Below are 15,961 nucleotides of genomic sequence, written 5' to 3' on the forward strand. Positions count from 1 at the left end.
TTAGCCTTGCCCCTTTTTTAAGGGGCGAAACTCCCTTGTGGCTTACCAAACAAACTTTTAACTAAGCTTCTCTTCTTTCTATTGAATTTCTATATTTTTTTATATTTTTATTTGAACTAAATAATAAACTTAACAAGATTTAAATTTACCAAATCTATCATTTACTTATACTTACTTCAATCTCACATTCATAATCATATTAGATAAAAAGATACTATCTTTATCAAAGTCTTTTGAGTTATATTCATTTTTTGATTGTATATTTTGCATAGTTTGCATTAAAGTTGAAAGATTATATAAACTTAAACTTTCTAATATATTTATGAGTTCTATCTTGCTTAAAGTATTAAAATCATTTAACAATCTAAGATAATTACTTATAATAGAAGAAGAATTTATATTATGAAATACAATTTTATTTTTTATATCTTTTTTAATAAAAAATTGATTATTTTTTATATAAAAATAATTTCTAAAATGATTATTGCTTATTATTTGATTATAAAAACTTAAAAGACTTTCTTTGCTGTTTAAGTCTATAAAATTAAGATAAAAATTCTTTTCTTCTAAGGCTAATTTTAAAGCATTAAGATTTGCAAAAGAAGCATTAAGATTTTCATTATTTTTTAAAGCAAAAACGATATTTTCTTGTTCTTGTTTTTGGGTAATAGCATATTGTAATAAAGGATTTTTATAATGTGTATCGCTATTGATTAAAACATTGATATAAAAAGCTTCTTTGCTTTTCTTAGTTAATTGAAGCAAAGATAAAAGTGTAGAAGGGATATAAAAAGAATCAAGCTTTAAATTTAAATACTTATCATAAGTATTTATATAAGTTAATTCTTGACTAAAATCCAAAGCTTGTTCTTTTAAATTTAAAAGCATTGTTCCACCTAATCCTAATAAAGCTAGATTTTTGAAATTCTCTAAAGCTTTTCTTTTTTCTAAATCGATTTGAAGTATTTTTTGCATTGTTTTTCCTTTCTTTTGTGGTTTACTCTTTTATATTATGCTCTTTAGCATAAGCTAGTATTTTAGCTCGAAGTTCTTGCGGAAAATTATATCTATAAATAGCAGGAATTCTTGGATCAAGAAGTTTATCAAGCTTATGTCTTTTATAAATAATTTCTAGTCTTTCAGGGCTATAGTATCTTGGAGCATTAGGATAGCCTTGAGGAGGAGTTAAGGCTGCGAGTTTGGCGCTTAATACTAGAGTATCTTTGAATAAAGTGGCTTGTCGATCACCCCAATCATTTGGAATATCAGCATCGAATCTAGTTTCCATTCCATTTACATATCCATCCATATAATGATCAAATTCTTTCCTGCTTTCAGGAGTAGAATCTATATCTCTTGGATCTTTTAATTTACCTTTTTCAATATCATCATATAAAGCCCAAATGATTCTACCTTCTTCATCAAGAGCAAATTTATATCGATTTAAATCAATCACCCAATCTACTCCTATAATCTCATCTAAAAAAGGAAGCATACCAAATTCATCTAATAAACTCTCATAATGATAATCGTGTAAATCGTAAATCATTTTTGCTCTAAGCTTATTCCAATGTTGCCCTGTAAGAAAAGAATTAGAACACAATACTGCTAAACCTAAACTTTTAAAAGCATTTTTATCTCCAAGTTGAGCTTGTAAAAACAATGCTTGTTGTTGTCTTGCTTTAAATCCTACGGCAGCTGTAGGACTAGCTTTAATATTTCCCAAAAGTAAAGCAGACAATTCCCATTCATTAAAGAAAGAATAAGATTTTAATGTTCCACGATGAGAACTTACTTCATCGTAAATATAGGCATAATCTTCATTAACCAATCTTCCTTTTTCATCTACATTAGCATAAGCATCATAGGGTATATCTATAACCACAGATCTTAATCCACTTCTTATTGCTAAATATTTATATCTTTCTCTTTTGGTTTTTAAAGATTTATAATAAGCTTTTTCTGCTTTAGTCCAAGGAGCTATAGCTCCTTTTATAGGATCTTTTAAATATATGCTTTGCCATTCTTTAAATTCAACTAGAGTGGATTTTTGCCCTGTATAAAAGTTAGGATCTAGGTATTGGGGTTTATAGTCTTTGTAGGGGGAGTTTCTTAATATACGATCAGCTTCAAACAAAGCTTTAGAATATTCTTGGGTGTATTTACCTACCTTAGCTCCCCCATCATATAATAAAATTTTATTCGTTTTTTTTCTACATCTAATATACCACCATTAGGTGTATAAATCTCGTAAGTTTCACTCATTTTTATCCTTTCATCCTATATATAAACCATCTTCCATGATTATAGTTGTAGCTAGTCTGCCTATAAACTTATTAGAATAATCTTGGGATTTATTAGTATCATCGCTTTCTTCATCCTCTTCTTTCATCTTAATTTCATTTTTTACCTTTTCATCCCCTATCCCCTTATACATCACTTCCAAATTATGTTGTCCTATGGCTTCTAAATTTTCCATCAATCTTCTTGCTTTTTGCTTATCTTCTATGAACTTACCCTTTTCATCTTGAGTGGTATTATAAATCCCATTTGCATATTCATATAAAATTTGTATAGTATCATTATAAGCTAAGATAGGGTGTTGTTTTATCACTGGGTGTTGTATTTTATACTCTTCTTTTCTTTGAAAATGCTCTAGCTTATATATATTACAATTTCTAAGTTCTATATTGTTTTTTTCAAAAAATTCCTTATCATTTAAGATATATTTGCCTTCATTGATTTTATCTTCCATAAAAGCACTTCTTTTTTCATCTAAAATAATATAAGATAAAAGTCTTTTTAAGGCAAATTCCCTAGCTTCACTTGAAGTTGTAGCACAAGCAATACTAGGATAATAATTAAGCCCACCCGTGCATAATAAAGAACCAAAAATAAACTCAGATAAATCAAAACTCATAAATCTAGAATTTATCAATAAAGGATAGGTTATATATTCTTCTTTTTTTACAGCTAAAGGAAAATCATAATTGTAAGTAAATTTTTCATACATTAGTTTTTCATATAAAATTTTCAATCTTTCATAATTTGTAGGCAAAAGTGTATCAATAAAAGATCCTGCTAAATTTTTTAATATATCCACGCTCAAGTCTTTACTCATTTTAATAGAAAAATCAATAGCTAATTGTTTTTTTACTTTTGATATCAAATGAATTTGCTTAGCTTTATCTAATCTTGAAAAACTCTTTGACTTTTTTAATTCACTTGCATATTCTAATTGATTAAAATAATAATAATTTGTTCCTATTTGATATAAAAAAAGCTTATTGAGTGATTTTTTACTTTTTGGATTAATTTTTATAAAACGCCCTTTAGGGCTAAGTGCATAAAATATCCCTAGTTCTTTAAAAAAATGTGCTTTAAAACTAGAAAATAATTTATTACCATAATGCTTTTTATCAAAGCTTGAATCTATAAAAAACAAAATCATTTTTTTAAAAAAATCAGGCTGACTCATAAAAAATTCTGTAAAAGGAAAAAGTTGCTTAATAATATTAAAAAAAGTGATATCTATGGATAATTTTGCAAGTTCATTATCAAGCATAATATCTTGAATGCTTTTATCTAAATCTTTTTTTGAAGGAAGAGTTTTGTCTGTTTGTATATTTTCTTCAAATTCAATCTCCTCATCAAAGCTTTCATTTAAGGTTTTTAAAAAATTTACATAAGTTTGATCTTCTTCTTCAAAATCATTTTCAAACATAGCTTTGGCTAATTCATCTAAATAAATAACTTCATCTTCTTTTTTATTTTTATTTAATTCTTTAGATAAAAAGATATAAATTTTTTTATCATTATCATAAAAATAAATATCATCAGGGATAAATAAGATATACTCATTAAAATAATTTGGTATTTTAATCCTTTGGTAATTAAGTGAAATTTCTTTATCGCCATAATCTGGATTTGGAATTACAATATTTTTAACACCAAGAGAATATTCTTGCGTAAAAGCTAAGTCTTTTTGTAAAACATACAAAGTTAAAGTCAATAAAACAACCGTTAAAGGTGAGTATTTCTTAAAATCTACATTTTCATATGTTTTAAACATTAATGGTTTTGAGTTAAGATTGGATTGTATTTGGTTATAGCGAGAATTGATATTGTCTAAATAATCATTAAAAAGCCTGATATATTCTTTTACTTTTTCTTTTTCGCTAATTTCTTCCAGTTCTTTAGGTAATTTAAAAAAGTTATCAATATAAGCAAAATCTTGCTTAACTTTTTCATATTCTAATCGTTCGTTTATATGTTCCAATAAATAAAGTTTCATCCAAGAATATGTTTGATTATAAAAATTAAAATATCCCTTATATTTTTGATAAATCTGTCCATCAAGTTTCACAAAAGGACAAAGTTGCAATACATAATCATCTTCTTTTTTAACATCTCTTTCTATAAAATAAGAACCATAATCTCTTTTGCTAGGAAAATCGCCTTTTAATGCAAGTTTTTCATTTTTTGTAAGAGCTTTGGGGCGATTTTTTATTATTGCTCCTAATTTTTTTTGATACAAGTCCTCACAAAGTCCTGCATTGTTAAGCTGTGGTGGATTAGTAATAAGCAAATAATTTTTACCCATTTTGGTTGTATTGATTTGATCAGTATTTTTTTTATCTAATATCATTTCTACTAGCATGGAAGAATTTAAATCAGGATATTCTGCATAAAAGAAATGATTGAGTTTAGAGATATTTAAATTGATTGCTTTTTTTAATGTTGTATCAAAATTATTTAAACTAGAATTCACTAAAAGTGTATTATCTAACTTTTCATTTTCAAATTTTAGATTATTTTCTAAAAAATTATCAAAAATACCTTGAAATTCTTCATCTAAAATAACTTTATAAAAACTATTTTTATAAAGACTAATAGAAGGTACATTAGAATAAGATGAAAAATCTAATAATACTTTATCATCTATAATTAATACATCAGATAAAATTTCTTCATTGCACAAAGCGATAATAGGATAAAGCTTACTAGTAATAAGCTCTAAAAGTGGATAAGCAAAATCATAATAATATTTTTGTTCCTTATACTCTTGATACTCAGCAGAAGAATTATAAGCTTCAAATAATGTATTTACAACAAAAACATAAGGATTTTTTTTGACTAAAGAGACAGGTTTTTTAAGATTGGTTACAGAATCTAATATATTGATAAAAAATTTTGCTATAGCTCTAATAATTTGCTTATATTCATCATCATTAGATTGAGTAATATTTTTTAAAAGTGTATTAAAAAGTGTATCTAGGGTAAGTTGTATCTTTGGTTTAATTTCTTGCTCAAAATAGTTAGATTCTTTGATATTTTTTAATAATATATTTAATTCTTTTTGAATTTCTTTTAAAAAATTTTCAATATTTTCTACATTGTTTTCATCAATAATTTTATTGAGCGTTTTATTTTCATTTTGATTAATTGCATTATTTAAAAATTTTAAATTATTAAAGATAATTTTTTTAATGCTAGATAAATTTTTATCAGAGCTAAATTTTTGTTCTTTTGTGATTTCGTCTTTATTGGCTTGATTTAAATGTATGATTTTAAAAGTTTTTGTATTATCAATTTTAAAATTATCTTCAATAGTATGTAGTGTCTTATACAAAGAATTCTTAGCTTCTTTATATCCATCAAAATCACTGCATATAAAAATAATTTTATTAGCATTTTTGGTAAGATTTTTTAACTCGATTTCTAAATTATGATTTGATGCAATTAAAGTAAAATTTTTTATTTTCATATTTTAACCCCATTTACCACCACAAATTTACAAACATAAAGCTCTTGTTTTCTATCTTCATCTTCTAAGATTTCATCTAGTCCTTGTGCGATTTGAAGTTTTAAATTTTGCATTTTAGCAGGAGTTAAAAAACTAAAATGATATTCGTTTAATTCTTTATTATCTTCTAGGGAATTTTTGATGATTTTATCATACTCATGTAGCTGTGTAAAATACCCTGCTCCTAAATCTTTATTTTTAAATTCCTTATAAGCACTTTTATAAACTTTAGCAATGTTTTTTGGGATAATAAAATAAAGTTTGATTAAATTAGTATCAAAGCTAAGATTTAGTTCTTTAAATTCATAATCTTTACTAAAGTCTTGTTTGAATTGATTAAGAATATTTATATCCTCTATATCTTTTAAATCTTTTAAATCTATATTAAATTCATTTAAAGCCTTATTTTGTTCTTTTTTTTCATTATTGATTAAAAGATTATAGATAGGTAAATTATCTTTTTGAAATCTATCACTTTTATAATGAAGTCTTATTATAGGCTCTTTTAACTCTATTTGATTTTTACTTTGTTCTCCTAAGCCCTCTTTAGGATCAAAGCTGTGATCAAATTTAAACTTAGTAGGAGTAAAGCTTACTTTTAAAGCAAAGCCTTTATCTGTTTTACAAGCTGAGATGAGTTCTTGTAAGATTACATATTCATTATTGACTTTCTTTTGAGATAAGGATCCTTTTACATTAACAACTTTAGTACAAGGAACACTTACACCTGCTATAGTATTAGGACAAGCTACTATACTAGAGTTTAATAAATCACTTTCTAGCATTATAGGCACACCATCATCTTTAAAAGTTTTTCCTTTGTTTGATTTAAGTATGACTTTACCTCCATGGATACATTCTAGGTTTTGATTTTCTAAAAGAGCATGAAGTTTAGCTATAGCTTGTTTTTTATCTACTTGTGTGGTTTTTTGTTCTTTTAAAGTGTTTGAAATTAAGTCTTTATACTCTAAGCTTTGTTTGCTTAAACATTCTAATTTGATATTTAAAGAATTTTCTATAATAGAATAATTAAGCAAGCAAAGTTCATCATTTTTATAAAAGATACTAAGTCTTCCTAAACCACTGCTTTCATCTTTAGGAGAAAAATAATAACTAGGTGTATCTTGTTTTATAGTATTATCTTGATCTAATTCTCCAAAGTAAAAAGGATTGTTAGGAAGTTCATTTGAGCCTGTAAGGAGTATACCTTGAAAATAAATTTTAGAATGAGTTAAATCAACATTTTTAGCCCTTAAGACTTCACAATCAATCACTTCTTTATCATAAGCAAAAATTGTTTCTTTTACTTTTTCAAGAGGCATGAATTTTCCTTAAATTTTTAGTCATTTTATGATAACTTAAACTCCAGTATTTATCGCTTTTTTCTCCTGCTAAAACATTAAAATAAAATTCATTTCTATCTTTTTGATATTCTTGTGAGATATTACCATAATCATATTTATGATAAAGCATTCTTGAAAGCATTTCATCTTTAGGTATAAAAATAAAAGGATAAAACTTACTCACACTAAAATTATTATATTTTTGACTCAAATCTAAATCTTGTATCGCAATAGCTTCATAATCATTATCTGCTTTTAAAAGTTTAATTTGTCTATCTTTTCTATCGAAATAAATCAATTCAAAATCGCCTTTTATGCTTGTATTAAATTTTTTAGTGATAGATTCCAAACAAAAATCTAATTTATTATATATACTTTTAAGTTGGGAGGCTTTATCATAAAATTTTTTAATACTTTCATAATATCTTTGATTTTCTATATCTTTTTTACAAAAAGTTTGTATTTTCTTTTCTAAATTTTCCTGATTTACATAACATATATAATTATTATCTAGCATAGATCTAGTCCAAGTAATAAAAGCTCTTGCACCTTTTACGCTTTGTAAATTATCATCAATGTTTTGAAATTTCAAAAAGATAGAGTGAAGAGATTTGATCAAGCCAAAGATATCTATCAAATTTCCAGGCACTTTATATTCATCATCAATAAGCTCTATTCCTATATCAGAAAGTTTTTGAATAACCCAAGTAACGCAGTTGTTTTCAAGAAGCTTATAGGTAAATTCTTCATTGATTGGTTCTTTGCTATTAGGTGTAATTTCTTTTGTAGTATTAAAATCATTTTTAATATTTGCAAGTAGGATTTCATATTGTTCTTTAGAAAGTTCTAAAGTGCAACGATTAGAGGGTTTGAAAGCTTGGGGGCTTCTTAGTTTTTTAATAATATAACAATTTTTATCAATATTGCTATCTAATACATATTGGTTATTGTTAAATACTTTGCCAGGAGATCCTATAAGAGATTCTGCAACATTAGCAATTCCAGTTCCAAAACCCCAAAAACCATCATTGAATTCATTAGGTTCTTTAGCTTCATACCATTTTTGATCTATCTTGTCCCATTCTTTGTTTTTAAGATATTCTTGTCTTAATGTTTCATCTATTTTATCTAACTCATCAGGACTTTTGCCTTTGGTAAGTCCTAAGAAAGCGTGGGTGAAATCTAAGCCGTTTCCATTATAAAGACTAACTAATATTTCATATTCTAAAAACTCATCAATATAAATCGTTGCATAATATTTCATTTATAAAATCCTTTCTAATATGTTGCCAGTCCATAAAAAAAGAACAATGTGCAAGTATAACCCAAGGCGAATAGTAAAACACTAAACATAAACTTTCTTTTAAAAATGGATATTAAGAAAAATACTCCTATACCACAACAACCAACAATAAACAAGCTTAAACTAGAAAAATAAAATGCTAAAAATATAAATACCGCAGATAAAACCAAAGGAATGGCATTATAAATATATAATAAATTAAACATTATGCAAGAATATACAATAACAAATAACTCTATTGCATTTCTATCAAATATTAATAAAAATAAATTCTTATCATATTTACCATAACTAATGTAAATGTAGTGAAAAGTTAGAATAATATAAGTTACCAAAGCAAGAATCAAGCTACACACAAACCAAGCAATTTGTCCACTTGATATATTGTCTATTCCTTTGCTTTCTAGCTTTTCTTTGAGTTTAGAATAAATAGGAATTTGCAAATTTACTCCTAATATAGATAAATTGTTTTATTATAACCAATCTACTTAATACTTTTAATTAATTTAAATTCTTTGTTTTTAAGATATTCTTGTCTTAATGTTTCATCTGCTTTATCAAGCTCATCAGGACTTTTGCCTTTGGTAAGTCCTAAGAAAGCGTGGGTGAAGTCGATTTGCTTTATGCTTTCACCCAGGGTTTGAAAAAGATCATTCATTTATATTTTCTCTACTTGTTCCATAAGTTCTTTTGTACTTACTTGTGGTTTGTAATTAAATGATTTAGAATAACTTGAAGCATTTGCACATTCTTTGATTTTAGATTCTAACTCTGTAGCATTTTTTGGATCTTCATAGTATTACATACTTTTTTGGCTCTGAAGAGCAAGCAGAAAAAACACAAGCAGTAACTATACTTAATAAACTTAGTTTAATTAAATTTTGCATAAAAGTTCTTTTTTTCTATAATTTTATATATATTTATAGTAACTATAATATACTAATATTTATTAATATATAATAAAATTAATTTTATATAATAATATTATTATATAATATTTCACAAAATAATTATAAGAAATAATTATTTTTTATTTTAATATGATGAATTATCTTGTTATATCTTTTTGAGATATTGTTTTTGTAGGATTTTCAAAGGTATTAAGCTTATTATGAAAATCAATGAAATTTAATTGTTTTTTGACTTCATCAAGCCCTTTATTTAAAAAAATGTCATTGAAATCACTTATTCCTTGTTCTGCTTCTTGATTACTGATTTTTGGAATAATAACTTTAATATCTGAAAATTTTTGTTGAATTTCTTTTGCAGTTTCCACCCCGACATTAGAAAGACCTTTTAATTCTCTTTTTTTATCATTATCGGCTATTAAGGTAATAGGAGTGTTTTGAAATTTGTTTTTTAGGGTTTCAACGATTTTTGATAAGTTTCCAGCATCTATACCCATTATTACAGGCTTATTGAGTGCTTTGTATATAGTTGCAGCAGTAGCAAAGCCTTCTGCTATGATAAATTCTTTGCAATATTCTAGGTTTTTTGCACCTATTAGGTGAAAACATCCAGATTTTTTTGCAGAATATTCAATGCCTTGCTCTTTTTCTTCTTTAGTTTTAATTACACCAATAATTTTATCACCATTTGGGAATATTCTTTGCACAGACCATAATTTGCCATTTTCATCTTTTAAGGGAATAAGTAAAGAACCTTTGTTATCCTGCTTAAGATAAAAGTTTTCACTAAAACCTTTTTTCTTTAAATAAGGATGATTTGAATGAGCCCAATTAGCTTGATTATATTCTTCTTCAATTTTTAATGCTGTTTTTTGCTGAAGCTCTAAAATGTCTTGTTTCGTATTATTGCTTGTAGAATTATGTAATCTTTTTTGACTAGGAGTTTGATAACTTACAATGTTTTGTTTTGCATTTTCTGAAGGCATTTTCCAATTTTCTTTAATACCTGTTTTAAAATTTTGAATAAAACCAGCAGGGTATTCATCTAAAAATCCACTATAAGCTCCACTCATTTCTCTACCTTTATCTGTTGTTGTTTTTACTCTGTGGATTTTGCCATCCATGATAGGTGAACCATCAATAATTAAACCTTGATTTTCTAAAGCAGATTTAAAAGTAGTTAAAACTTCATTTTCATCAAATGAAAATTCTTTATTTTGGTGCGGATAAAACCATTGTGAGAAAATATTTTTATCTAAGCTTTTTGGAGCAAACCATTTTTTTTCTTTATCATCCCACATTGCCCCTAATGATTTTACTTTTTCTTTGTCTTTAAATGGAACATAAAGATAAATTCTTTTTTGTGGCATCGTATATCCTTTTAGTTTCCTTTAATATTATTATTGCTATAATTGCAATTAAATTCAAAGGGCTTCCTAGTAGCCCACTTTTTTTATATTAACAATATTCCAAAATTTCTTCGTTAAATGTTTTAATTAAATCACTTAAGAATAGATCTATTTTTTGCAGATCTACTCCTACATGAGTGTTCTCAATCTTTGTTGTTAATCTTGGATAATGTTTGCCATTTTTTTCTGTAGTTTTTAAAATATTTTCCCAATGATAACTTCTATTTCTTAGATTTTGTAATAAGCTAAGAACAATATCAACCTTATGCGTATTTCTAAAGCGTAATTTTATACCATTTTCAAAAAAGAAATTTCTATTGTGTTGATTGTAGTTTCTAAAATTGATATTTTTTAAATCCATTATAGAGTTTTGTAATTTATTTTCTTTGATAAGATGAATAATAGCTCCTAAGCTCATACGAGAAAGATATTGATGATGAGATAAATTTCTATTTTTTTCTCTATATTCAATTTCATCTTTAGCTTTTTTAATATTTTCATCATTAGAATTTTTTATCCAATTACTATCTTTCTCTGATAATTTATTATCTAGTTTATTTCTAAGAATAATTTCTAATGTAGCAATTTTTGGAGTGATTTTTCCTACAAATTTAAGGTTATCATAATGCTTTACAATATCATCATTATAAGAAGATAATCTTATCTGCGATAGCAGCTCATGAAATTTTACCTTATTTAGTGATTTTTTTGAATATATATTATTTTATCTATATAAAATAATATATATTCTACTATGTTTTTATTTTTTTTCATATTATCCTCTAATTTCTGAATATTTTAAATATCTTAACACGAGATAGATGAAATATTATTATATGTTTGTATCACCATATCTTTTTATAGGTATTTTTAAATTTGGAAAATTTTTATCCATAGTATAAATTGCACAGCAATTTTCTTTTTCTGCACAAAAGTATTGCAAATAATCTTCAAAATCACCTTTATTCTGCAAATGAAAATCACAAGCCATATTAATAACACTTGAGCCAAACGATACTATTTCAAAATATGGGTTTGTTATTGTGCTTTTAAAAAAAGACATAAGAGCTGGTAGCTTGTTTTTGTCTATTAAATAGGCAATAGTTGAAATCATATCTTCAGAAAATACGATTTTTATTTCATTTGATATTAAAAAATATATTAATTGCTTAGCTTGCTCATTATTTACCCTTGTTTCATCAAAAAAATCAATAAAAATATTTGTATCAAGAAATACTTTTTTCATATATTACCCTCTTTTAAATCATTCTCTAAAGATTCTTTTTTCATTTCTTTAACTGTTTTGCTCGGATGAAAAGCTCCATTAAACATACCTGCAAATTTATTAATAAAAGCTTTTGCATTTTGTTCATTTTTATTTTCAACAAAAAGAGCAGGTTGCTCTTCTTTGTTATCATCCACTTTAACACCAATTATTTCTTCTTTTGGATAATCTTGATCGTTGTCTTTTTCAAAAATAATAACTTGATTTTCTATTGTATTCTTATTTGAGGCTATTTGTTTGACTTCCTCAATAACATAATTATCTGGATTTTTCTTAACCTGTTCAAATCCTTCATATTCACTCTCAACTGATATTTCTTGTTTAAATTCTAAATTATCAAAATCAAAAGTTTTAACAACAGTTTGTCTTAATTTTTTAAGATCTTTAAAAGAACCTTTGCCTATGATCTGCGGATTCATAATATATGAATTTGAACCTATGATATCATATTCTTTTCTTTGTTCTTCTGTTACTTTAAAAATAACTTGCTTGTCTTCAAGTTCTTTTATTGCACGATAAACACTCGACTTCCCTAAAATCTTTTTACTTTCGAAATAATGAACAAAATCGCTATTATAGTTAAAGACATTTTGGTAATTTAAATTTTTAACCATCATCAAAACAACCCTTAAAGCAGGATTTGAAAGATTATCAGTAAGAAAACTAATGTTTTCAACAAATAATTTAATAAAATCATCTTTAGTTTTTTCTCTTTGTAAAAAAGAACTTATTACGGTAGTAACTTCTCCAGTTGTAGCATCAATTTTTTCCTGAACACTACTATATAATTTTTTAGTATCTCTATTCTCTAAATTAACTATTTTTGCCATTATTAACCTTTTCCCAAAAAATAAAATACATTATAACACATTTTTCCCAAAAAATGATAATTTCCCAAATAAAAACACAAATTATAATTCATATGATGAAATTTATTAATTATTTTGGGAAAAACTACTTTTTAATTTTTTTCCACCACGAGCAGTTTTTCTCCCACTGATGGGAAAATCAAAAACCTTTACAAACAGCTATTTTATAGATATTTAGAAGTATTTTTCATTTAATCTTTTTTTAAAAAATAGTTTTTGTCTTTTTTCTTATCTTCTAGTTTATCTATAGTTTTATTATTTTAGATATTTTGAGTTTCTTTATAAGCTTTTAAAAATTCTAAGAAGCAGTAAAAGTGTAAGAATAAATGAAAACAATTTAGAAAAATCTTTCAAAGATATTTCATTAAATGTTGAAAAATTATCTAAAGAGCTAGAAAAAATAATTATTAAAAATAATAAAAGAGTTTAATGTCAAGACTCAAAATCTAGTAAGGGCAACCTTGTGTCGGTTCGAGTCCGACCTCAGGCACCATTTGTTTTTTACTCTCAAGTGTTATTTTTTGGCAATTTATATTAAAATCAGTTTTTATATTTTCAAAAATAGCTTTCTGATTATACTATGTGAGTTTTATAATATCTTCTAAAGCTTTGAAAAATCACTAGGAACTTTGATAATCAAATTTTCATTTTTAAGTTTAATTTCTTAAATAATAGGTTTTATTATCATAGGAAAAACTTTGGTTTAAAAATACTTTTTTTTAAAAAATGCATAGTCTTTATAGAAAAAACTTCTTGATAAATTTTATTTAAATTTATATCTACTAAAATTCAGTTGCATTCAATTGCATTACCCAAATTCTTTAAATTTTCTCTCTTGTATTGCTTTTTTAAAACCTTGCTATTTTTTCAAATTAATTGAAGATGTATATTTTCATTAACAAATCACACCTGCTAAATCTACTATCTTTTTACTTCAATCTCACATTCATAATCATATTAGATAAAAAGATACTATCTTTATCAAAGTCTTTTGAGTTATATTCATTTTTTGATTGTATATTTTGCATAGTTTGCATTAAAGTTGAAAGATTATATAAACTTAAACTTTCTAATATATTTATGAGTTCTATCTTGCTTAAAGTATTAAAATCATTTAACAATCTAAGATAATTACTTATAATAGAAGAAGAATTTATATTATGAAATACAATTTTATTTTTTATATCTTTTTTAATAAAAAATTGATTATTTTTTATATAAAAATAATTTCTAAAATGATTATTGCTTATTATTTGATTATAAAAACTTAAAAGACTTTCTTTGCTGTTTAAGTCTATAAAATTAAGATAAAAATTCTTTTCTTCTAAGGCTAATTTTAAAGCATTAAGATTTGCAAAAGAAGCATTAAGATTTTCATTATTTTTTAAAGCAAAAACGATATTTTCTTGTTCTTGTTTTTGGGTAATAGCATATTGTAATAAAGGATTTTTATAATGTGTATCGCTATTGATTAAAACATTGATATAAAAAGCTTCTTTGCTTTTCTTAGTTAATTGAAGCAAAGATAAAAGTGTAGAAGGGATATAAAAAGAATCAAGCTTTAAATTTAAATACTTATCATAAGTATTTATATAAGTTAATTCTTGACTAAAATCCAAAGCTTGTTCTTTTAAATTTAAAAGCATTGTTCCACCTAATCCTAATAAAGCTAGATTTTTGAAATTCTCTAAAGCTTTTCTTTTTTCTAAATCGATTTGAAGTATTTTTTGCATTGTTTTTCCTTTCTTTTGTGGTTTACTCTTTTATATTATGCTCTTTAGCATAAGCTAGTATTTTAGCTCGAAGTTCTTGCGGAAAATTATATCTATAAATAGCAGGAATTCTTGGATCAAGAAGTTTATCAAGCTTATGTCTTTTATAAATAATTTCTAGTCTTTCAGGGCTATAGTATCTTGGAGCATTAGGATAGCCTTGAGGAGGAGTTAAGGCTGCGAGTTTGGCGCTTAATACTAGAGTATCTTTGAATAAAGTGGCTTGTCGATCACCCCAATCATTTGGAATATCAGCATCGAATCTAGTTTCCATTCCATTTACATATCCATCCATATAATGATCAAATTCTTTCCTGCTTTCAGGAGTAGAATCTATATCTCTTGGATCTTTTAATTTACCTTTTTCAATATCATCATATAAAGCCCAAATGATTCTACCTTCTTCATCAAGAGCAAATTTATATCGATTTAAATCAATCACCCAATCTACTCCTATAATCTCATCTAAAAAAGGAAGCATACCAAATTCATCTAATAAACTCTCATAATGATAATCGTGTAAATCGTAAATCATTTTTGCTCTAAGCTTATTCCAATGTTGCCCTGTAAGAAAAGAATTAGAACACAATACTGCTAAACCTAAACTTTTAAAAGCATTTTTATCTCCAAGTTGAGCTTGTAAAAACAATGCTTGTTGTTGTCTTGCTTTAAATCCTACGGCAGCTGTAGGACTAGCTTTAATATTTCCCAAAAGTAAAGCAGACAATTCCCATTCATTAAAGAAAGAATAAGATTTTAATGTTCCACGATGAGAACTTACTTCATCGTAAATATAGGCATAATCTTCATTAACCAATCTTCCTTTTTCATCTACATTAGCATAAGCATCATAGGGTATATCTATAACCACAGATCTTAATCCACTTCTTATTGCTAAATATTTATATCTTTCTCTTTTGGTTTTTAAAGATTTATAATAAGCTTTTTCTGCTTTAGTCCAAGGAGCTATAGCTCCTTTTATAGGATCTTTTAAATATATGCTTTGCCATTCTTTAAATTCAACTAGAGTGGATTTTTGCCCTGTATAAAAGTTAGGATCTAGGTATTGGGGTTTATAGTCTTTGTAGGGGGAGTTTCGTTTAATGTCGTGTGCTTCAAACAAAGCTTTGGAATATTCTTCGGTATAGTTGCCCTTTGCTGGTGGATGTGAATCTAAACTTTCTACAAAATATATTTTGTTTGTTTCTTTATCTACTTTTACAGCTATTCCATTAGGTGTATAAATTTTATAAGTCTCACTCATTA

The 15,961-nt window shown here is 25.5% G+C and carries 12 protein-coding genes and 1 pseudogene; all 13 read right to left on the reverse strand.

All coding sequences use genetic code 11. The features are described 5' to 3' along the window. Nucleotides 1–171: 171 nt before the first annotated feature. On the reverse strand, nt 172–975 hold the full coding sequence (locus FBF06_RS05605; RefSeq protein WP_052796217.1) for a hypothetical protein: 804 nt from the start codon (nt 973–975) through the stop codon (nt 172–174). Between the two features lie 22 nt (nt 976–997). Next, nucleotides 998–2,265 (reverse strand): annotated as a pseudogene (locus FBF06_RS05610) (hypothetical protein). Between the two features lie 10 nt (nt 2,266–2,275). Continuing rightward, nucleotides 2,276–5,767, reverse strand: coding sequence for a hypothetical protein (locus tag FBF06_RS05615; RefSeq protein ID WP_168977567.1), 3,492 nt, complete (start codon nt 5,765–5,767; stop codon nt 2,276–2,278). Further along, nucleotides 5,764–7,128, reverse strand: a complete 1,365-nt coding sequence (locus FBF06_RS05620; protein ID WP_079463158.1) for a hypothetical protein — start codon at nt 7,126–7,128, stop codon at nt 5,764–5,766. Before FBF06_RS05620 ends, FBF06_RS05615 begins: the two co-directional genes overlap by 4 nt. Continuing rightward, complete coding sequence (locus FBF06_RS09820; protein ID WP_052776534.1) at nt 7,118–8,413, reverse strand: hypothetical protein; 1,296 nt, start codon at nt 8,411–8,413, stop codon at nt 7,118–7,120. The genes FBF06_RS05620 and FBF06_RS09820 overlap by 11 nt, the downstream gene beginning before the upstream one ends. Nucleotides 8,414–8,427: 14 nt before the next feature. Continuing rightward, nucleotides 8,428–8,895: a hypothetical protein gene (locus FBF06_RS05630; protein WP_044780638.1), complete on the reverse strand. Its 468-nt coding sequence runs from the start codon at nt 8,893–8,895 to the stop codon at nt 8,428–8,430. A gap of 41 nt (nt 8,896–8,936) precedes the next feature. After that, entirely contained in the window at nt 8,937–9,110 is a 174-nt protein-coding gene (locus FBF06_RS05635; RefSeq protein ID WP_153605095.1) for a hypothetical protein, read from the reverse strand. Nucleotides 9,111–9,500: 390 nt separating this feature from the next. Further along, nucleotides 9,501–10,730: a DUF5710 domain-containing protein gene (locus FBF06_RS05640; protein ID WP_168977568.1), complete on the reverse strand. Its 1,230-nt coding sequence runs from the start codon at nt 10,728–10,730 to the stop codon at nt 9,501–9,503. An 88-nt stretch (nt 10,731–10,818) separates the two neighbouring features. Next, nucleotides 10,819–11,487 (reverse strand): hypothetical protein, encoded by a 669-nt coding sequence (locus FBF06_RS10110; protein WP_168977642.1) that lies wholly within the window; start codon nt 11,485–11,487, stop codon nt 10,819–10,821. Between the two features lie 114 nt (nt 11,488–11,601). After that, nucleotides 11,602–12,015 (reverse strand): PIN domain-containing protein, encoded by a 414-nt coding sequence (locus FBF06_RS05650; RefSeq protein ID WP_002902203.1) that lies wholly within the window; start codon nt 12,013–12,015, stop codon nt 11,602–11,604. Then, entirely contained in the window at nt 12,012–12,884 is an 873-nt protein-coding gene (locus FBF06_RS05655; RefSeq protein WP_002902200.1) for a replication/maintenance protein RepL, read from the reverse strand. Before FBF06_RS05655 ends, FBF06_RS05650 begins: the two co-directional genes overlap by 4 nt. 968 nt (nt 12,885–13,852) lie before the next feature. Next, a complete protein-coding gene (locus FBF06_RS05660; protein WP_052796217.1) occupies nt 13,853–14,656 on the reverse strand; it encodes a hypothetical protein in 804 nt (267 codons plus the stop codon). A gap of 22 nt (nt 14,657–14,678) precedes the next feature. Further along, a complete protein-coding gene (locus FBF06_RS05665) occupies nt 14,679–15,959 on the reverse strand; it encodes a hypothetical protein (RefSeq protein WP_168977569.1) in 1,281 nt (426 codons plus the stop codon). Nucleotides 15,960–15,961 lie beyond the last annotated feature (2 nt).

The organism is Campylobacter sp. CFSAN093227 (assembly GCF_012897855.1).
In the GTDB taxonomy this organism is placed as follows: Bacteria; Campylobacterota; Campylobacteria; order Campylobacterales; family Campylobacteraceae; genus Campylobacter_D; species Campylobacter_D jejuni.

Coding starts and splice junctions, on each gene's coding strand:
- FBF06_RS05605 (WP_052796217.1), bottom strand. CDS start 975: ATGCAAAAAATACTTCAAATCGATTTAGAAAAAAGAAAAGCTTTAGAG.
- FBF06_RS05650 (WP_002902203.1), bottom strand. CDS start 12,015: ATGAAAAAAGTATTTCTTGATACAAATATTTTTATTGATTTTTTTGAT.
- FBF06_RS09820 (WP_052776534.1), bottom strand. CDS start 8,413: ATGAAATATTATGCAACGATTTATATTGATGAGTTTTTAGAATATGAA.
- FBF06_RS05635 (WP_153605095.1), bottom strand. CDS start 9,110: ATGAATGATCTTTTTCAAACCCTGGGTGAAAGCATAAAGCAAATCGAC.
- FBF06_RS05655 (WP_002902200.1), bottom strand. CDS start 12,884: ATGGCAAAAATAGTTAATTTAGAGAATAGAGATACTAAAAAATTATAT.
- FBF06_RS05660 (WP_052796217.1), bottom strand. CDS start 14,656: ATGCAAAAAATACTTCAAATCGATTTAGAAAAAAGAAAAGCTTTAGAG.
- FBF06_RS05615 (WP_168977567.1), bottom strand. CDS start 5,767: ATGAAAATAAAAAATTTTACTTTAATTGCATCAAATCATAATTTAGAA.
- FBF06_RS05665 (WP_168977569.1), bottom strand. CDS start 15,959: ATGAGTGAGACTTATAAAATTTATACACCTAATGGAATAGCTGTAAAA.
- FBF06_RS05620 (WP_079463158.1), bottom strand. CDS start 7,128: ATGCCTCTTGAAAAAGTAAAAGAAACAATTTTTGCTTATGATAAAGAA.
- FBF06_RS05640 (WP_168977568.1), bottom strand. CDS start 10,730: ATGCCACAAAAAAGAATTTATCTTTATGTTCCATTTAAAGACAAAGAA.